The organism is Providencia rustigianii DSM 4541 (assembly GCF_000156395.1).
GTDB classification, from domain to species: domain Bacteria; phylum Pseudomonadota; class Gammaproteobacteria; order Enterobacterales; family Enterobacteriaceae; genus Providencia; species Providencia rustigianii.
Window position 1 is genome coordinate 45040 of record NZ_GG703820.1, and the last position, 19654, is coordinate 64693.

At 43.0% G+C, this 19654-nt stretch carries 20 protein-coding genes; 11 read left to right on the top strand and 9 right to left on the bottom strand.

What is annotated here, in order from left to right; translation table 11 throughout:
• Position 1 precedes the first annotated feature (1 nt).
• Genes PROVRUST_RS14580 through PROVRUST_RS14595 form a run of 4 tightly spaced genes read right to left on the bottom strand, consistent with a single transcriptional unit; the run spans position 2 to position 3997 of the window.
• Positions 2–631 (bottom strand): NADH:ubiquinone reductase (Na(+)-transporting) subunit D, encoded by a 630-nt coding sequence (locus PROVRUST_RS14580; RefSeq protein WP_006657395.1) that lies wholly within the window; start codon positions 629–631, stop codon positions 2–4.
• Positions 624–1418, bottom strand: a complete 795-nt coding sequence (locus tag PROVRUST_RS14585; protein ID WP_006815629.1) for a Na(+)-translocating NADH-quinone reductase subunit C — start codon at positions 1416–1418, stop codon at positions 624–626. The genes PROVRUST_RS14580 and PROVRUST_RS14585 overlap by 8 nt, the downstream gene beginning before the upstream one ends.
• A complete protein-coding gene (locus PROVRUST_RS14590; protein ID WP_006815630.1) occupies positions 1411–2649 on the bottom strand; it encodes an NADH:ubiquinone reductase (Na(+)-transporting) subunit B in 1239 nt (412 codons plus the stop codon). Before PROVRUST_RS14590 ends, PROVRUST_RS14585 begins: the two co-directional genes overlap by 8 nt.
• A gap of 4 nt (positions 2650–2653) precedes the next feature.
• Positions 2654–3997 carry a Na(+)-translocating NADH-quinone reductase subunit A gene (locus PROVRUST_RS14595; RefSeq protein WP_006815631.1) on the bottom strand — a complete coding sequence of 448 codons (1344 nt, stop codon included), beginning with the start codon at positions 3995–3997 and terminating at the stop codon, positions 2654–2656.
• Between the two features lie 414 nt (positions 3998–4411).
• On the opposite strand from PROVRUST_RS14595, the gene PROVRUST_RS14600 reads away from it, so the two are divergent.
• On the top strand, positions 4412–5149 hold the full coding sequence (locus PROVRUST_RS14600; protein ID WP_006815632.1) for a L,D-transpeptidase family protein: 738 nt from the start codon (positions 4412–4414) through the stop codon (positions 5147–5149).
• On the opposite strand, the gene PROVRUST_RS14605 is transcribed toward PROVRUST_RS14600, so the two are convergent.
• Positions 5120–5887: a class II glutamine amidotransferase gene (locus PROVRUST_RS14605; RefSeq protein WP_006815633.1), complete on the bottom strand. Its 768-nt coding sequence runs from the start codon at positions 5885–5887 to the stop codon at positions 5120–5122. The two genes, PROVRUST_RS14600 and PROVRUST_RS14605, sit on opposite strands and share 30 nt — an antisense overlap.
• 27 nt (positions 5888–5914) lie before the next feature.
• Positions 5915–6493 carry a D-sedoheptulose 7-phosphate isomerase gene (lpcA, locus tag PROVRUST_RS14610; protein WP_006815634.1) on the bottom strand — a complete coding sequence of 193 codons (579 nt, stop codon included), beginning with the start codon at positions 6491–6493 and terminating at the stop codon, positions 5915–5917.
• Positions 6494–6830: 337 nt separating this feature from the next.
• Between lpcA and fadE the strand changes: the two genes are divergently transcribed.
• The gene (gene fadE / locus PROVRUST_RS14615) at positions 6831–9296 is read left to right on the top strand and encodes an acyl-CoA dehydrogenase FadE (protein WP_006815635.1); all 2466 of its coding nucleotides are present in this window, start codon (positions 6831–6833) and stop codon (positions 9294–9296) included.
• 63 nt (positions 9297–9359) lie between these two features.
• On the opposite strand, the gene lysA is transcribed toward fadE, so the two are convergent.
• The gene (gene lysA, locus PROVRUST_RS14620) at positions 9360–10619 is read right to left on the bottom strand and encodes a diaminopimelate decarboxylase (RefSeq protein WP_006815636.1); all 1260 of its coding nucleotides are present in this window, start codon (positions 10617–10619) and stop codon (positions 9360–9362) included.
• Positions 10620–10740: 121 nt separating this feature from the next.
• Here lysA and PROVRUST_RS14625 point away from each other — a divergent pair, with 121 nt between their 5' ends.
• Entirely contained in the window at positions 10741–11676 is a 936-nt protein-coding gene (locus PROVRUST_RS14625; protein ID WP_039855555.1) for a LysR family transcriptional regulator, read from the top strand.
• On the opposite strand, the gene PROVRUST_RS14630 is transcribed toward PROVRUST_RS14625, so the two are convergent.
• Positions 11656–12570 (bottom strand): LysR family transcriptional regulator, encoded by a 915-nt coding sequence (locus PROVRUST_RS14630; RefSeq protein ID WP_006815638.1) that lies wholly within the window; start codon positions 12568–12570, stop codon positions 11656–11658. The two genes, PROVRUST_RS14625 and PROVRUST_RS14630, sit on opposite strands and share 21 nt — an antisense overlap.
• A gap of 124 nt (positions 12571–12694) precedes the next feature.
• Between PROVRUST_RS14630 and PROVRUST_RS14635 the strand changes: the two genes are divergently transcribed.
• Together PROVRUST_RS14635 and PROVRUST_RS14640 are read left to right on the top strand one after the other, a co-directional pair.
• Positions 12695–13567 (top strand): MBL fold metallo-hydrolase, encoded by an 873-nt coding sequence (locus PROVRUST_RS14635; RefSeq protein WP_006815639.1) that lies wholly within the window; start codon positions 12695–12697, stop codon positions 13565–13567.
• 102 nt (positions 13568–13669) lie between these two features.
• Positions 13670–14314 (top strand): DsbA family protein, encoded by a 645-nt coding sequence (locus tag PROVRUST_RS14640; RefSeq protein ID WP_006815640.1) that lies wholly within the window; start codon positions 13670–13672, stop codon positions 14312–14314.
• On the opposite strand, the gene PROVRUST_RS14645 is transcribed toward PROVRUST_RS14640, so the two are convergent.
• The gene (locus PROVRUST_RS14645) at positions 14307–14951 is read right to left on the bottom strand and encodes a prepilin peptidase (protein ID WP_006815641.1); all 645 of its coding nucleotides are present in this window, start codon (positions 14949–14951) and stop codon (positions 14307–14309) included. The two genes, PROVRUST_RS14640 and PROVRUST_RS14645, sit on opposite strands and share 8 nt — an antisense overlap.
• Before the next feature lie 242 nt (positions 14952–15193).
• On the opposite strand from PROVRUST_RS14645, the gene rsmE reads away from it, so the two are divergent.
• The 6 genes from rsmE to proC all read left to right on the top strand — a co-directional run bounded on the left by rsmE (position 15194) and on the right by proC (position 19638).
• Positions 15194–15925: a 16S rRNA (uracil(1498)-N(3))-methyltransferase gene (gene rsmE, locus PROVRUST_RS14650; protein WP_039855559.1), complete on the top strand. Its 732-nt coding sequence runs from the start codon at positions 15194–15196 to the stop codon at positions 15923–15925.
• Positions 15926–15934: 9 nt separating this feature from the next.
• Positions 15935–16882, top strand: a complete 948-nt coding sequence (gene gshB / locus PROVRUST_RS14655) for a glutathione synthase (RefSeq protein ID WP_006815643.1) — start codon at positions 15935–15937, stop codon at positions 16880–16882.
• A gap of 114 nt (positions 16883–16996) precedes the next feature.
• Positions 16997–17560 carry a YqgE/AlgH family protein gene (locus PROVRUST_RS14660; protein WP_006815644.1) on the top strand — a complete coding sequence of 188 codons (564 nt, stop codon included), beginning with the start codon at positions 16997–16999 and terminating at the stop codon, positions 17558–17560.
• Positions 17560–17979 carry a Holliday junction resolvase RuvX gene (ruvX, locus tag PROVRUST_RS14665; protein ID WP_006815645.1) on the top strand — a complete coding sequence of 140 codons (420 nt, stop codon included), beginning with the start codon at positions 17560–17562 and terminating at the stop codon, positions 17977–17979. The genes PROVRUST_RS14660 and ruvX overlap by 1 nt, the downstream gene beginning before the upstream one ends.
• Positions 17980–18108: 129 nt before the next feature.
• A complete protein-coding gene (locus PROVRUST_RS14670) occupies positions 18109–18801 on the top strand; it encodes a YggS family pyridoxal phosphate-dependent enzyme (RefSeq protein ID WP_006815647.1) in 693 nt (230 codons plus the stop codon).
• 15 nt (positions 18802–18816) lie between these two features.
• A complete protein-coding gene (gene proC / locus PROVRUST_RS14675) occupies positions 18817–19638 on the top strand; it encodes a pyrroline-5-carboxylate reductase (protein WP_006815648.1) in 822 nt (273 codons plus the stop codon).
• Positions 19639–19654 lie beyond the last annotated feature (16 nt).

Consider the following 19654-nt stretch of genomic DNA (forward strand, 5'->3'; position numbering starts at 1 on the left):
CTTAATCCTTCTCTATCTGAGCTGGTTTCAGAGTACGTAAACCCCAAATCAGCATACCAATGATAAAGAATGCACTTGGCGCTAACAGGAATAAGCCATTTGGCATGTACCAACCACCATTTTGCAGTGATTCAAATACCGTGATACCAAACAGTTTACCAGAACCGAACAGCTCACGAAGGAAGCCAACCAGTACTAGGATCACACCATACCCAAGACCATTACCGATACCATCCATAAAACTTTCAATTGGAGGTGCTTTCATCGCATATGCTTCAGCACGTCCCATAACGATACAGTTGGTAATAATTAAGCCAACGAATACCGAAAGCTGTTTTGAAATTTCATAGGCATAGGCACGTAAGATTTGGTCAACAACAATTACTAACGATGCAATAATTGCCATTTGAACAATAATACGAACACTGCTTGGGATGTAATTTCTAATTAATGAGATAAAAAAGTTAGAGAACGCTGTGACTAAGGTTACAGCGATAGTCATAACCAGTGCCGTTTCAAGTTTGGTGGTGACGGCTAATGCCGAGCATACCCCCAAAACCTGCAATGCAATTGGGTTATTATCGAACAATGGTCCAAGTAGGACGCGTTTTACTTCTTTAGAATCAGCCATTATTCAGCGCTCCTTCACGAACTTTTTTCAGGAACGGACCAAAACCGTTATCACCTAACCAGAAATCAAACATATGTTGAATCCCGTTTGATGTCAGTGTTGCACCTGAAAGGCCATCGATACCATAAGGGCTATCGGTAGCACCGCTACGCACGATTTTAATTGCAGGAACACCCTGCTCATTAAACAGTTTTTTACCTGGCCACTGAGCTTTCCATTGTGGATTATCGACTTCGCCACCTAGACCTGGAGTTTCACCATGTGAATAGTAAGTAATACCACGAGAGGTCACACCATCAATATCAACGGCGATAAAAGCGTACATCACTGACCATAAACCGGAACCATAAACAGGTAAGATAATTTGGGAAACTTTTCCCTGTTCATCTTTTACCAGATAGATTTCAGCACTATTTACGCGGCGACGTATTTTGGCAATATCTTCTGCTGGAGACAGAGCAATACTGGTTTCATCACTGCGTAATTCACTGTTTAAGTCGTAGCGACCAATGCTATCGGATAATTCGTTAGTTTTGAAATTCAACAGTTTTGGTTCGATACGCTCACTGTAGGTTTTCTGAATTGCTTCAGCGCTCATTTTAGGCTCGAGTAAATCCGCAACACTTAAAATATTACGCTGAGCATCTAACATAATTTGCTCTTGCTGCTTCGGTTTGAGACCGACGGCAGCACCGGCAACGATGATGGAACACACTAAGCAGAGAATAAAAACAACAATAAAGGTTCTGCCAATGCCATCTTTATTTACTGGTTTATCATTAGCCACGGGCTTTTCTCCGTTTAATATTTGCTTGAACGACCATATAGTCAAACAGAGGAGCAAACAGGTTGGCGAATAGGATTGCTAGCATCATTCCTTCTGGATATGCAGGGTTTACAACCCTAACAAGTACGCACATTACACCGATCAGAATCCCGTATGCCCACTTACCTTTATCAGTAAAGGAAGCTGAAACTGGGTCTGTCGCCATAAAGATCATACCGAAAGCAAAGCCACCTAATACCATGTGCCACCACCATTGCATTGCAAATAGTGGGTTAGTATCTGAACCAATAAAGTTGAACAGGTAAGACATGGCAATCATGCCCAACATCACACCGGCAACAATACGCCATGAGGCAATACGGAAAAAGATGATGAATGCACCACCAATGAAAATCATCAGTGTGGAAACTTCACCAATTGAGCCCGGCATGTTTCCTAGGAAAGCTTGCATCCAAGTGATCGGTTCACCGGTAATGGTATTCACCAGTGCACTTTGACCACCAGCACCCCATTGGGATAACGGAGTTGCACCAGAGAAACCATCAGCCGCAGTCCAAACTAAGTCACCCGAAATCTGCGCTGGGTAAGCAAAGAATAAGAAAGCACGACCCGCTAATGCAGGGTTAAGGAAGTTACGCCCTGTACCACCAAAAATCTCTTTTGCCACAACCACACCAAAGGTGATACCGAGTGCTGCCTGCCACAATGGAATGGTTGGCGGGACAATCAGGGCAAATAAGATAGAGGAGATAAAGAAACCTTCGTTGATCTCATGACCACGGATCATCGCGAACAATACTTCCCAGAATCCACCGACAAGGAATACCACTAAATAAATCGGTAGGAAGTAAACGGCTCCCAGCAACATTTTACTGCCCCAGCCCGCATCAGGAGTTAATGAAGCCCCTAATAATTGCGCCAGACTGTAGTGCCAATCACTCGCCAGTACTTGCTGCAATTCTGCACCGCTATACAAGTGGTACAGCGCAGGAATAGCTTGGTTTCCGACGTTATACATTCCCCAGAACATAGCTGGGAAAACCGCAAGCCAGACTAAAATCATCATGCGCTTGAGATCTATTGTGTCTCGAACGTGTGAACGACCTTTTGTGACGGTGCCCGGAGTATAAAAAACTGTCACAACAGCTTCATACAATGGATAGAGTTTGACTAACTTTCCACCGGGTTCAAAATGGTGCTCATATTTTTCAAATAAATTTTTCAGACCCATGGAATTACCCTTCTAGCTCAATCTTGGTCAGAACATCACGCAGCACTGGACCATATTCATACTTAGCTGGGCACACATATGTACACAGACCTAAATCTTCTTCATCAAGTTCCAGACAGCCCAACTCTTGAGAAGTATCTGTATCGCCCGCGAGTAGATCACGTAATAAGTGCGTAATCATGATATCGAGTGGCATAACACGCTCATAGTTACCAATTGGAACCATGGAACGTTCGCCACCATTCATGGTTGTCGTGAAGTTAAATCGTTTATTTTTCAGAAAATGACCGATGGTTGTACGAGTGATGGTAAATTTATTCACCCCCGGCATAATCCAGCCAAACAATTCTTTATCACGGCCTTCTGCTAAGACAGAAACTTGGTTATGAAAACGACCAAGATAGTGATGAGCCTCATCACAGGTCACACCCCAAAGCACAGACCCCGAAATTAAACGGTTTTCTCCGGCTTTAAGCTGCCCTTTAGTTAATTCATAAATATCTGCGCCTAGACGGGTTCGTAACAGACGCGGTTTTTCGACTTGAGGTCCCGCAACTGCAATAACTCGATCAGTATATAAATGACCGGTGGTAAATAACTTACCTATCGCAATCACGTCTTGATAATTTAGGCTCCACACTCTTTTTTTGAGACTAACTGGCTCAAGAAAATGAATGTGAGTACCAGCTAACCCAGCAGGATGTGGTCCCGCAAATTGCGTATAAACAATTTGTGAGTTGGCTGCTTGTTTTGGGATTTCACCAGCACCATGGCAAACATGAACTTTGCCTTCGGTTAAACGACTCAGAACCACCAAACCGTCGTTAAAAGCTTGCGAATTTTCACCAATGATTATTGTTGGATCTGCGGAAAGCGGGTTCGTATCCATTGCAGTCACAAAAATCGCAGCTGGGGATGAACCAGGCTCTGGAGAACGACTAAATGGGCGCGTTCTTAAAGCTGTCCATAAACCTGATCTTAAAAGATTTTGTTCAACCTGCTCTTTAGTCAACGTTGAAAGCTGGTCTGCTGCATAAGATTCAAAAGTCTCTTGTTCATCGCCATCAATTTCGATGACAACAGACTGAAGAACACGACGCTCACCACGATGAATGGCAACAATTTTGCCACAGGCAGGGCTAGTAAATACCACTCCAGGATTCTTTTTATCTTCAAAAAGAATCTGTCCTTTTTTTACACGCTCACCTTCTTTAACCAGCATGGAAGGACGCATCCCGACATATTCTTCACCTAGCACCGCTACGTGTTGAATTTTCGGGCCGTCTTCTATCACTTGGGCTGGCTCACCTGCGATTGGAAGGTTAAGGCCTTTTTTAATTTTAATCATAAGATCTGCACAAGTTTATCAGTTAAACCCTAAGCTAACGATTCAGCAATGAATGATAGCGACTCAATAATAAAAATAACCCAAGTTACTTTCGCCACTTGAGTAAGTAAATTTCACAATATTGCTACACTTTATCTTCTTCTGCCGTCGATAATTTTATCAGTTCCCTCTCCCTCTGTCCGGTTATAGAAGTGACGTAGCTCAAGCAAATCGTAATATAATTTAAAATTATGTTGTAACAACTCGTAATTACCTACCTATGCATTCATCTTTATCGATTGTTGATTATTTTGTAATCAACAAACATTCAGACAGAATTATTAACTTTCTATATTAAATTTTATTTCCTTCGTCTAAAATATCCCTAACATGTACTATTTTTAAACAATTTATTTTTCAAAATTCGGCTTAATTATGCGTATACGTACAATTCTCAGTCTTAGCTTACTGTTTGCTTTATCTTCGACTGTTAACGCCCAAAATAAAGAAACATTAATTAATCTTAATGAAAGGGCGAATATCGAACAGAAATCATCGATATTTATTCAAATATTTAAACAAGAAGGTGTGCTTGAGCTCTACCAAAAAGCGTCTGACGGAAAGTTTAAATTAGTCAAAACTTATCCAATCTGTAAGTTTTCTGGTGGGCTGGGCCCAAAAAAAATAGAGGGCGACCTAAAAAGCCCCGAAGGTTTTTATCAGATTACAGCCGAGCAACTTAACCCTAATAGCCAGTTTTACCGGTCTATTAACTTAGGTTTTCCTAATGATTTTGATAAAGCGCAGGGGTATACCGGTAATTATTTGATGATTCATGGTAGCTGTGTATCGACCGGATGCTATGCCATGACAGATAAATCCATGGGAGAAATCTACCAAACCGTCGAACGTGCACTCCAAAACGGTCAGCCGATTATAGATGTTAACATCTATCCTTTTAGAATGACTAAAACGAATATGCTACGTTACCGAAATTCCAGCCATTATGCTTTTTGGAAGCAACTCCAGCCAGCTTATGACTACTTCGAGCGGACAAAAACACCAGCCGAAGTCTCTGTGATATTAGGTAAATATAATGTTAACAGCATGCCAGAAAGCCCGACTCAGTTATTGGGATCTAAGTCACAATATGCGTTGACCACGGTGAAATAGCACAAAATCACCAGGCTCTATTTTTTGCCAAGTTTCATTTCCAGTGAGTGGTGTTGTGGCGATCACGGACACCACGTCACTCGGTGTGGTGCATTGTTGGAAATCAATCTCGATATCTTGATCGAGTAATTTTGCTTTACCAAATGGGGCTTTTCGAGTGATCCAGTGAAGCTTCGTTGAACTGAATGCCATCAAATACTCACCATCGGATAGCAGCATATTAAACACGCCTTTTGCACGTAATTGTTGAGCTAAAGTCGCAATAAACCGGAATACTGATTGCCAATTTGTCGGCTTTCGAGGATATTTTTGATTTAGTTGATGCAAAATCCAACAAAACGCCCATTCACTGTCCGTCTCACCGATAGGTCGATAATGACCTGTTTTCAATGACCGAAAACCTTTCAGCTGGCCATTATGGGCATATGTCCAATTGCGCCCCCATAACTCACGAGTAAACGGGTGCGTATTGACCAAAGAAACATCGCCTCGATTTGCCTGACGAATATGTGCGACTATGCATTCTGATTTGATTGGATATTCCTGCACAAACCGCGCCACAGGAGAAACAAAACTTGGCTGAGGATCTTTAAATGTACGACACCCGAGTCCTTCATAGAACGTAATTCCCCAGCCATCTTTATGTGGACCTGTTTGTCCACCCCGGGAAATCAATCCACTCAGACTAAAAGTAATATCTGTGGGTACATTGGCACTCATGCCAAGCAGTTCGCACATTTAAAGCCTCCGATGCCTCAAAAAAAGTTACTTAACCATCTCTTTTTCAATTAATTGAATCAAGATATGGATCACTTTGATATGAATCTCTTGAATACGATCTGCATAACCAAAATGAGGGACGCGAATTTCAATATCAGCGCTACCTGCCATCTTGCCACCATCTTTACCTGTCAACGTAATGACTTTCATACCTTTTTCACGTGCAGCACTGATTGCTTTGATGATGTTGCCAGAATTTCCTGACGTTGAAATGCCTAATAAGACATCCCCTTTTTGGCCAACAGCTTCAATGAAACGAGAAAAAACAAACTCATAACCGAAGTCATTACTCACGCAAGATAAATGGCTTACATCAGAAATGGCTATTGCTGGATAACCTGGACGGTTTTCACGATAACGACCGGTTAGCTCTTCTGCAAAATGCATCGCATCGCAATGGGAGCCACCATTACCGCAAGAGAGAACTTTTCCGCCCGCTTTAAAAGAGTCTGCCAGCAATACTGCCGCTTTCTCGATAGCTTGCAGGTTAGCTTCATCACTTAAAAAATTGGATAGCGTATCTGCAGCTTCCGTCAGCTCACCACGGATCAAGTCTTGGTACATGAGTTTCCCCTTAAATTTAACGAATACTTGATGAAGATAATTACGCCTTTCTAGGTAATTAATCTTTGATTTCCCGATTGTTGCACAGGGTACACTTTGTTTCTACTTCTGATTGTGTTGTATCAGCCAAGTTTGGTGAAATCTCCATCAACCACACATTTAGGCAATTTGTGACGATACAAAACTGCGGGTATTCCCAATAATTCACGGTATGACTTGATTATTTTGTGAGCCAAGTTGTAATTAAGATGTAAACATCTTGATAATTGTTTATTAACGGATATAGATTAAAGAAACCAACAGGTCAGACCTCTTACAAGTAGACAGGAGTTTCACTATGATCCTTCTCAGTATCGTTTTATTTATCGCCTTAATCGGCGTGCTGAGCTACCACAAAAGCTCATTAATTCTCAGCACAATATTATTACTTGCCTACACAGCCGTCATGGGCGCAGCCGACATATGGAGTTATTGGGTATTATTACCCGTGGCTCTGGTGCTTTTCCCATTTGTCTTTACCCCTGTTCGCCAATCTCTTTTCTCAGCAAAAGCCATGACCTTATTTCAAAAAGTCATGCCGCCAATGTCCAGAACCGAAAAAGAAGCAATTGACGCAGGAACAACGTGGTGGGAGGGTGATCTGTTCCGTGGAGCTCCTAATTGGAACAAACTCCACAATTATCCAAAACCACAACTCACTGCTGAAGAACAAGCCTTTATCGATGGTCCAGTAGAAACGGTCTGTGGCATGGTGAATGATTTCGAAGTCACCCATGAACTAGCAGATTTAACCCCTGAAGTCTGGCAATACCTGCGAGATCATCGCTTTTTCGCCATGATCATCAAAAAAGAATACGGTGGGCTGGAGTTTTCGGCTTACGCCCAATCTCAAGTATTACAAAAGCTGGCGGGCGTTTCTGGCATCCTAGCCATCACCGTTGGAGTTCCAAACTCCTTAGGTCCGGGTGAATTACTGCAACATTATGGTACTGATGAGCAGAAAAAACGCTATTTGCCTGGCTTAGCTACTGGTGAAGAAATCCCCTGCTTTGCACTGACTAGTCCTGAAGCGGGTTCTGATGCTGGTGCCATCCCAGATGCAGGTGTCGTCTGTATGGGAGAATGGCAGGGTGAACAAGTCTTAGGCATGCGTTTAACATGGAATAAGCGCTATATTACCCTTGCCCCAATAGCGACTGTACTGGGTCTGGCATTTAAATTAACTGACCCTGATAAGCTGCTGGGTGGAGAAAAAAATCTCGGCATTACCTGCGCCTTGATCCCAACCAATACCCCAGGAGTTGAAATTGGCCATCGCCACTTCCCTCTGAACGTGCCGTTTATGAATGGTCCAACTCGCGGAAATGATATTTTCGTGCCTATCGATTACATCATCGGTGGACCACAAATGGCAGGGCAAGGTTGGAGAATGCTGGTGGAATGCCTCTCTGTTGGACGAGGAATTACACTGCCATCTAACTCGACAGGTAGCCTGAAAAGTGTGGCTATAGCAACGGGTGCTTACGCTTATATTCGTCGCCAATTCAAGCTGCCGATTGGCAAGATGGAAGGAATTGAAGAGCCTCTAGCACGTATCGCAGGTAATGCTTACCTGATGGATGCCGCAGCAACCTTAATCACTTCGGGCATAATGCTCGGTGAAAAACCCGCTGTTCTATCGGCTATTGTCAAATACCACTGTACTCATCGTGGCCAACATTCCATCATTGATGCAATGGACATTACTGGCGGTAAAGGTATCTGTTTAGGTGCTTCTAACTTCGTGGCCAGATCCTATCAAGGGGCTCCTATCGCAATTACGGTAGAAGGTGCCAACATCTTAACTCGCAGCATGATCATCTTTGGACAAGGAGCGATTCGTTGCCATCCATATGTTCTTGATGAAATGGCCGCCGCTCAAGACAATAACCTGAATAAATTCGATAAAGCCGTCTTTGGACATATTGGGCATGTTATTAGCAACAAATGCCGTAGTTTCTGGCTAGGTCTTACGAATGGTCGTGGTAGTAGTGCACCAACCAAAGATGAAACTCGCCGTTACTATCAAATGTTAAATCGCCACAGTGCTAACTTAGCTTTATTGTCGGATGTTTCAATGGGCGTTCTGGGTGGTAGTTTAAAACGCCGTGAACGTATCTCTGCTCGTCTGGGGGATATTTTAAGCCACCTGTATCTCGCATCGGCAACCTTGAAACGTTATGAAGATGAAGGTCGCCAAAAAGCGGATTTACCTTTAGTGAAATGGGCAGTAGAAGATTGTCTATATCAATCTGAAAAAGCGATGGATGATTTACTGAAAAACTTCCCAAATCGCTTAATTGCTGGCGTATTGAGAATTGTGTTATTCCCGACAGGTCGCGCGATGTCAATGCCATCCGATCGTCTGGATCATAAACTGGCACAATTAATTATGGAGCCTTCGGAAACGCGAGACAGAATCGGACGCGGTCAATATCTAACACCGACTGAACACAACCCACATGGGCTCGTTAACCAAGCTCTGTATGACATTATTGCCGCAGAGCCAATTTTCGAACGTATTTGCCGCCTAAAAGAACGTCATTTTAGCTTTACCCGTTTAGATAAATTAGCTGACCAAATGTTGCAAGAGAATGCAATTACTCAGGAAGAAGCGGATATTTTACGTAAAGCCGAGGATAGCCGCTTGCGCACCATTAATGTTGATGAGTTTGAGTTTGATGACTTGGGGGTTATTCCATCAAAAAAGCCACACAGTGAGTCAGAGGATGAATCTCAACCGAAAAAGAAAAAAGCGGCTTAGTTAATTTGTAGCGTGGAAAATAACAAGGGAGCCATTGGCTCCCTTGAATAATTTATGATGATATTATAACTCTAAAGCCAATAACTCTTGGATGGTCTGACGACGACGAATTAATGTGGGTTTTCCGTCAACGAACATAACCTCAGGCAATAATGGTCGACTATTGTAGTTAGAAGACATCGATGCACCATAAGCCCCCGTATCATGGAAAACTAAAAAGTCTCCGACTTTCACATCAGGTAATAAACGGGTTTCTACCATTCCACCCTCTAACTGAGTAAATACATCGCCTGATTCACACAGAGGTCCCGCTATAATTGTCTCTTTCAGTGGCTGATTTTCCACACTGTTCCCATTCGCAGGTAAAACAGAAATATGGTGATAGCTGCCATACATCGCTGGGCGCATCAGATCATTAAATCCACTGTCCACCAGCACATAATGACGGCTGCCCATATTTTTTACCGCACGGACTTGTGCTAATAAAACGCCAGACTCGGCAACCAGATAGCGACCTGGTTCAATTTCCAGTTCAATTTTATGCCCTAAATGTTGCTCAATACGCTGACGGGCACTGTTCCATAAGCTGTAATAATGCGCGACATCAATCAGCTCATCCTGCTCACGGTATGGCGTCGATAAGCCACCGCCCGCAGATATAGCGTCAATATCCACGCCAGCGGAAATGACTAACTCCACCATCGCATCACACACATTCGCAAGATGCTGGTAGTCAACACCAGAGCCAATGTGCATATGAATACCCACGAGCTTCAGATTATATTGACGAATAATAGCTAGCGCTTCAGGCAGATCATGATGCCAGATACCATGTTTGCTATTTTCACCGCCCGTATTGGTTTTTTGGCTATGACCATGCCCAAATCCCGGATTAATACGCAGCCAAACAGGATGCCCCGCTTTATATTCGCCAATTTGTTTCAGCATATCGATAGAGCCAGCATTGACTGGAATATCTAATTCGGTGACTTTATGTAATGTTGCTGGATCTAATACATCCGCGGTGAAGACGATCTCTGATTTCGCTCTCCCCGGTTGAAAACCAGCAACTAACGCACGCTCAATCTCCCCTAACGAGACCGAATCCACTTTCACGCCTTGGGTTCGCATCAAACGAAGAATATGAATATTCGAGCTGGCTTTTTGTGCAAAACGCACTGTATCGAATAATTGTAATTGCTTAATACGCTCAACAATCACTTCACTGTCATATACCCAAACCGGCGTACCAAATTGAGCAGGTAATGCACGTAGGTGTTCAGGGGTAAGATATTGGCTGGTCGTGCTGGCGAATGTTGTCATCGAATCCTCGTTAGCAAGCTTTATTATAATGCGTTCGATTATTCGATAAATAAATCGGGAAAAAAAATATCCTTTTTGCTAAAGTCTATTCATATTTGATATGAATTTAAAAGGAATGGAGATGCAGGCAATTTCTTGGCGGCATATTGAAATTTTTCGTGCAGTAATGACCACCCCAAACTTAACGGAAGCCGCAGCTTTACTGAATACCTCTCAGCCAACGATTAGCCGAGAGCTAGCTCGCCTTGAATATTTATTGCAATTTAAATTATTCGATCGCGTGAAAGGTCGCTTGCATCCCACCGCCCAAGGGCTACGTTTTCATGAAGAAGTTGAACACTCTTACTATGGCTTAGAGCGCATCAGAAACTCGGCAGAAACCATTCGTCGTTTTGAACATGCGCAAATTTCCATTGCTTGCTTACCCGCTTTTGCACAATCCTTGCTTCCTCAAGTCTGCCAATCCTTTATGAGTTGCTACCCTGATGTCAATTTAACGGTAATCCCCCAAGAATCCCCCGTACTTGAAGAATGGCTATCCGCCCAACGCTACGATGTAGGATTAACTGAGCACTTACAAACTCCACCGGGTACTGAACAATTAACATTAGGGTCATTAAATGAAGTCTGTGTATTACCTGTAGGGCATCCATTTGAAGAGAAAACCGTACTCACTCCCCATGATTTTCATGGCGAGCGCTTTATTAGTCTTTCATTAACAGATAGCTATCGCCAATTGATTGACACCACTTTTTCTGAGTATCATGTGACGCGAAAAATGGTGATGGAAACTCATTCCGCCTCGTCAATTTGTGCAATGACATTAAAGGGCATTGGCGTTTCGATTGTTAACCCATTAACTGCGTTGGATTTCCATCAGCAATCATCGGGTAAACTGGTGATCCGTCCACTGAGTTTCTCCATTCCCTTTACAGTGAGTTTAATCACGCCAAATCATCGACCTTCTTCGCAACTTACCCAAATATTTACGGAACATTTGCAGCAATCATTTACGCAAATTGAGCAGGATTTATCCTTAGCCCTGCTGCATCAATGAGTGCCAATGGGAGGAAGTATTAAACCAATTCGCTAGAAAATCGATGACCGCTCTGAGTGGTGTCGGCATATGTTGGCGGCTGGTATACACTCCATAAATACCCAATGGCATAGGGGTATAATCAGGTAATAGTTGGATTAATTCCCCTGATTGCAGATACTTGGCAACAGAATAATAAGGTTGCATGGCAATGCCTGCACCATTTAACGCTGCCTCCATCAAGAATACGGATTCATTCGCACTTAACCGGCCATCCACCAATACTGTCGAGGTTTTTCCTTCTTTTTCAAAACTCCACAAACTACGACCAAAAAAGCTGTATGTCAGGCATTCTAATAGCGCCAAATCTTCGGGTTGAGTGGGTAACGTTTTATTTTTCAAAAAAGCGGGAGACGCACAAATTACAGAATGGCAGGTAGATAACGGTTTCGCTATCAGACTAGGTTCAAGTTGATTCGTAATGCGGATCGCCAAATCAATACGCTCTTCAATCAGATTCACTGATTTATTGGAGATTTGCATATCGATCATCATGTTAGGATAAAGTTGAAGGAATTCGCTAATCGCCAGAGATAACGCACTTTGCGCAATTGACTGAGAGCAGCTAATTCGCACTAATCCTGCCAAATCTTTAGTATTGTGTTTTTGCTGCACAGGAAGCGTTAGCGAAATAGCATTCAATTGCAAAGATTGCTGATACACACTTTCTCCCGCTGACGTTAAGCTCAGCCGCCGCGTAGTACGGTTGAGTAAGCGAACCCCAGCCCACTGCTCCATTTCCGCTAAATAACGAGTCACCATTGCCCGGGACATATCCAGCTTATCTGCTGCCCCACTCAAACTCCCTTGCTCGACGATAGTAATAAAAACCTGCACTGCCTTCAGTCTATCCATGCTATTTGTCCGATTTATGCAACAAAGATGACCTGATTATGGCGTTTTTCTTAGTTCAATTGCAATTTAATATACACACCAAGCCAAATCAGGCACACAACCTTACACAACATTAGGATATAACATGAAATTATCGACTTTATTTACTGCTATCACACTTGCCTCTGCCACCCAGTTTGCACATGCAACAAACTTAACTTTAGAGGTTTATAACCCAGGTAATAACAGCGTATTTCCTGTTTCCTCTGAAATCATCAGTGGCGATAAAGAAGTGGTGCTCATTGATGCTCAGTTCCAAAATAACGATGCGCAACAATTAGTGGATAAAATTAAAAAGCTGAATAAGAAACTCACTACTATTTATATCAGCCACTCTGATCCCGATTACTATTTTGGTTTAGAAACACTCACTAAAGCTTTTCCTGATGCCAAAGTCGTTGCGACACAGCACACTGTCGATGCAATCAATGCCACTAAAGATGGCAAGTTGGCGTACTGGGGTGATGTTTTGAAAAATGAAGCACCAAGCAAAGTCGTCGTGCCTGAAGTGATCCAAGCCAATAGTTTCACCGTCGACGGTGAAAAATTAGAAATAAAAGGGCTGGATGGCGCATCCCCAGATAGAAGTTATGTTTGGGTTCCTTCATTAAAAGCGGTTGTTGGTGGTGTGGTGGTTTCTGACAATATTCATGTTTGGATTGCCGATACCCAAACTCCACAATCTCGCCAAAACTGGCAGCAAACGTTAGAAAGCATTAAAGCGCTGAAGCCAACTACCGTTGTTCCGGGGCACTTTACAGGTAAATCAAAAATGGATTTATCTACCGTGACCTTTACTCAACAGTATTTAACTGACTTCGAGAAAGCGAACAGCCAGAGCAAAAACTCCGCTGAACTGATCAAAAAAATGGAAACCAGCCACCCGAAATTGGATGATAAATCCAGTTTAGAATTAAGTGCTAAAGTCATTAAAGGTGAAATGCAGTGGCCACAATAAGCCATTAATTTTTAAGCTGTCACGGAAATCGCACAGATTTATCAGCGATTTTCCGTCAGCTTGCATATGATTAAAGAAACCGATTATTAAGAGTATAAAAACATGAATACAATAACCCTACACTATATCTATGACCCTTACTGTGGCTGGTGCTATGCCGCGGCACCTTTAATTGCCATTGCAGCAAACCACCCTAATATCCAATTAGAATTACATGGTGGCGGTATGCTAGCTGGCGATGCACGATTGCATCTTGATGACCAATTCCGCCAATACATTCTGCAATCAGACAAACGCATTGCCGCAATGACCGGCCAAGTCTTTGGTGATGGCTACATAAATATGTTGCATCAACCAAATGTGGTTATGGATTCTGCACCACCTCAAACCGCTATTTTGGCAGCCACAAAGCAAGATAAAGGCATCGAAATGTTGAAAGCGCTGCAACAAGCCCACTACGTTGCGGGACGCCAAATAAGACAACCCGAGGTATTAACCGAAATCGCACAGGAAATTGGCTTAGATAACCAGAAATTCCAGCAAGATTATGCTGAATGTGCACAATCGGAAGCCAATACCCATATTCAAAATAGCAAGCAACTGCTCAGTCAATCTGGGGCATCTGGCTTTCCAACGCTATTAATTCAGCAACAAGATAAATGGCTACGAGTCCCTCTGCAAAATTACCTAGGCGAGCCGGATAAATGGTCGAAATTTTTAGATTCCTTGGTTTCTGCCGCTAATTAGGCGACATGGAGACAAATAACCAAACCATTGCACTACAAATAATCGCTGGACCAAAGGGAATGCTGGAAACGAGAGTTCCCTTGGTCTTGATGCAAAGAGCTATAAAATGCACTATTCCCAAACTGGCAGATAACCCTAGAAAATAAGGTAAATCCAGCAATCCTAGCCACGCTGAACACGCCGCAATTAATTTGAAATCCCCTCGCCCCATTTGTGGACGTTTACGTATTTTTTCCATAATAGTGGTCATTACCACCAGCAGGACATAACTCAATATCAACGCGTAAAATGCAGAAATCAGATTTCCATTGAGTGAAATCCCCTGATAAAGCAGCCCTACCCATAACAATGAGTAGGTTAAAATATTGGGTAAATAACCTGTTTTGAAATCAATAAAGAATAGAGGAAGAGCCAAATTGAGGAATAAAAACAGCATCAGAATAGAAAATGATGAATATCCTAAAAGCAGCCCCACGCCAGCTACACCAGAATAAGCTATCAATAAAGTTATACCGTTAATGGAAATACTCGGAAGACCTAAATAACGATTGGGGATATGCAACAGTAATTTCGACGTTAACCCGCTAGAGATAAAACACAAACCAGTTACCCATAACCCATTCAAGAACGTATCCATGGTTTTTCCTTAAACCTATGTAAAACTGCCTTTCAATATACGGGGCTTAAAGGAAAAACCAACACCATAATTTCGTGGTTAACCGTCGGTTTTATCGACGGTTAAATGACTTTCAACCTCAAGGCACAGACTAAGCAAAAAACACCTCGTTTTAGTTATAAACTATCCTCTTGCTCTTGCTTTTTGGGATTGAGTCCCCATATCCTGCAACAGTTATCTTGATTATCGACTAAGGAAAAATCATGCGCATCCCACGCATTTATCACCCAGAGCCATTACAAACCAATACCACCATTTCTCTTTGTGATGATGCAGCACACCATGTGGGGCGAGTTCTTCGCATGTCTGTAGGGCAAAAAATCGAGTTATTCGATGGCAGCAACCATACCTTCAGCGCTGAAATTACTGAAGCGACAAAAAAAAGTGTTTTTGTCCACATTGAAAGTAGTACCCTTGATGACCGCGAGTCCCCATTAGATATCCACCTTGGGCAAGTTATGTCCCGTGGAGAAAAAATGGAATTCACCATCCAAAAGTCTGTGGAATTAGGCGTTAATACGATCACTCCGCTGCTTTCAGAACGTTGCGGCGTTCGTCTTGATGGAGAAAGGCTTGAGAAAAAATTACAGCAATGGCAGAAAATTGCTATTGCAGCCTGTGAACAATGTGGCCGTAACCGTATTCCAGAAATTCGTCCCGTCCAATCACTTGAAGCTTGGTGTGCAGAAAATGACGGAGCGTTTAAAATTAATTTACATCCGCGGGCATCACACAGTGTGAATACACTCCCCGCAGATTTAAAACACGTTAGACTGCTGATTGGTCCCGAAGGGGGGTTATCAACAGAAGAGATCGCCATGACAGCGAATTATCAGTTCACTGATATCCTGTTGGGGCCAAGAGTATTACGAACAGAAACGACGGCGTTAACCGCTATAACCGCACTGCAAGTGCGCTTAGGTGACTTGGGTTAAGGAGATAAAATGATCAAGCTCGGCATAGTAATGGACCCTATTTCGTCCATTAAAATTAAAAAAGACACTAGTTTTGCAATGATGCTGGAAGCAGGACGTCGCGGTTACGAAATCCATTATATGGAAATGAATGACCTTTACTTACACCAAGGCGAAGCTCGCGCAACCACCAAAATCGTTACCGTCGAAGAAAATCCTAACAAATGGTATGAATTCAAATCTGAGCAAGATATTGCATTAGGTGACCTTGATGCCATTTTGATGCGTAAAGATCCCCCATTTGATACTGAATATATCTACGCGACCTACATTCTTGAACGCGCAGAACAAGCGGGTTGCTTAATCGTCAATAAACCACAAAGCCTACGTGACTGTAACGAAAAACTGTTTACCGCATGGTTCCCTGAATTGACCCCAGATACCCTTGTTACCCGCAGCTCAGACAAACTGAGAGCATTCCATCAAAAGCATGGAGATGTTATTTTTAAACCTTTAGATGGGATGGGTGGCGCATCAATCTTCCGACTGAAGCAAGACGACCCCAACGTTGGCGTGATTATTGAGACCTTAACCGAACATAACTCTCGCTATTGCATGGCGCAAAACTTTTTACCGGCAATCAAAGACGGTGACAAACGTGTATTAGTCGTTGATGGTGAACCCGTTCCATACTGCTTAGCCCGTATTCCAGCACAAGGGGAAACGCGTGGTAACCTTGCCGCAGGTGGTCGTGGCGAAGCGCGCCCATTAACAGAAAGTGATTGGGCAATTGCCCGCGCCGTCGCACCAACACTGAAAGAGAAAGGTTTAATCTTTGTTGGTTTGGATATTATCGGTGACCGTCTAACGGAAATTAACGTGACCAGCCCGACCTGTGCCCGTGAAATTGAAGCCGCATTTGATATTTCAATTACGGGTATGTTGATGGATGCGATTGAGCGCCGTCTACAAAAATAAGTGATTTCGTGAAAGAAATGATACTCACAAGGCAGCCCTCTGGGTTGCCTTTAGTGTTATTTTCTATATCCGTTATAGTTTATATAGGAACCTAAAACGCTGAGCTTGCCATTTATGAATTTACAGAACCATTTCTTAATTGCTATGCCGTCACTCACGGATCCCTATTTCCACCAATCCGTCGTGTATATCTGCGAACACAACGAAAATGGTGCTATGGGGTTAGTGATTAACAAACCCATTGAAGATTTTTCTGTGTTTTCGATGCTGAAAAAACTCGAAATTTCAGTGTCTGAACATATTAATTCTCGAAACCTTGAAAAAATGGTGATCGCGGGAGGCCCTGTTGCGGAAGAACACGGCTTTATTATCCATACGCCAGTCACTGGATATGCGGCTAGTCTACGTCTCAATGACCATATTATGGTAACCACATCGAAAGATATTTTAGAGACCTTGGGCAATGAGCAACATCCGATGAATTCATTGGTGACATTAGGCTACTCGAGTTGGGAGCCGGGGCAATTGGAACGTGAAATCATGGAAAATAGCTGGCTCACCGTCAATGCTGATCCTAAGTTGATTTTTGACACGCCACTGAGTGAGCGTTGGAAAGCGGCAGGCAACCTTTTGGGGATCAATATCCACACTATTTCTATGCAAGCGGGGCACGCATAATGTCAGCAAGAACGTTACTTGCCTTCGATTTTGGCACCAAAAGTATTGGTGTTGCAGTAGGACAAGAAATTACAGGAACCGCCCGCGCCCTCACCTCGTTAAAGGCGAATGATGGCAGACCAGATTGGCAACAAATTGAAAAACTACTTAAAGAGTGGCAACCTCAATTAGTGATTGTGGGACTGCCGCTGAATATGGATGGTACCGAGCAATTAGTCACCAGCCAAGCGCGTAACTTTGCTAACCGCATTCACGGACGTTTTGGTGTGCAAGTGAAATTACACGACGAGCGGTTATCCACCGTTGAAGCCAAAGCAGGTCTATTTGAACAAGGTGGATATCGCGCCTTAAGTAAAGGTAAGGTCGACTCAGCCTCTGCGGTCGTGATTTTAGAAAGTTGGTTTGAGCAGAATTACTAGAAAACACATCTTTACGTTTATTTTACCCTTTCAGTTGCTGCAAAGGTGCCGTTCTCCCGCAAATTGCTTTACACTAGGGTTAATTCTGAATATTCACCGAAAGCAACTGAAAAACGGTATCGAATAAAAATGACCATTCAAAATAATATTGCGGAAGTCACCGCTCGCATCAATCTTGCTGCTACTGAGTGTCACCGCTCCCCACAAGAAATTACACTGTTAGCCGTCAGTAAAACCAAACCTTGTGAAGCCATCTTAGAGGCTATTGACGCCGGTCTTCGCCAATTTGGTGAAAACTATGTTCAAGAAGGCGTTGAGAAAATCCAATATTTCGCTGATAGAACCGATCTGGTTTGGCACTTTATCGGACCATTACAGTCCAATAAAAGTCGTTTAGTGGCAGAGCATTTTGATTGGTTCCACACATTAGACCGAGCTAAAATCGCTCAGCGTTTAAATGAACAGCGCCCACAAAATAAAGCCCCACTGAATGTACTTATCCAAATTAATATTAGCGATGAAAACAGTAAGTCAGGCATCAAACTTGAAGACGTTGACGCTCTTGCCGCACAAGTTGCTCAATTACCGAATCTGGTGCTGAGAGGTTTAATGACCATTCCGGCACCCGAAACTGATTACGAGCGCCAGTGTGCAGCATTTAGACAAATGGAACAGGCTTTTCAACAATTGAAAAATAACTATCCTACCGTTGATACTTTGTCGATGGGAATGACTGATGATATGGCCGCTGCTATCCACTGCGGGTCGACCCTTGTTCGCATTGGTACCGCCATTTTTGGTGCTCGTCAGTACCATAATTAATTTTAGGAGAACAACATGCAACATCGCAAAATTGCCTTTATTGGCGCGGGGAATATGGCGAATGCCATTATTGCGGGTCTCGTGGCTCATGGTTACCCAGCATCAATGATCACCGTGTGTTCCCCGACCCCCGTCCGACGCGATAAGATGGCACAGCAATACGGCATTATCAGTACCAATGATAATTTAACCGCTGCGCAGCAAGCTGAAGTGATTGTTTTGGCAGTAAAACCTCAAATGATGAAAGAGGTCTGTGAACCGTTACAGCAGCTAGATAATCTGGACAATAAACTTATTTTAACCATCGCCGCGGGGATTCCAGCGGATCGTTATAATGACTATTTTGCACATCCATTACACCTTGTTCGCATTATGCCCAATACCCCATCTCTGGTAGGTAAAGGTGTCAGTGGCCTGTTTGCTCAATCGAATGTCACTGAAGATGATAAACAGTTTACCCAGCAGTTAATGGAAAGTGTTGGCAGTACCACTTGGTGTACTGAAGAGAAAGAAATTAATAATATCATTGCAGTAACCGGTAGCTCTCCAGCCTATTTATTCCTGTTTATGGAAGCGATGCAGCAAAAAGCAGAGCAACTTGGCTACGATGAAAAACAAGCTCGTGAATTAGTGCTTAATGCCATTGAAGGCTCCGTTGCGCTAGCTAAATCACAGGGTGACACTGCATTCTCTACATTACGTGAACAAGTCACCTCTAAAGGCGGCACTACCGCTATGGCTTTAGAGCAATTTTATAATGGTAATCTACCGCAAACTGTCGCTAAAGCTATGCAAAGCGCGATTGATAGAGCGGAAGAGATGGAAAAACTTTTTTAATTAATTTTTGGGACAA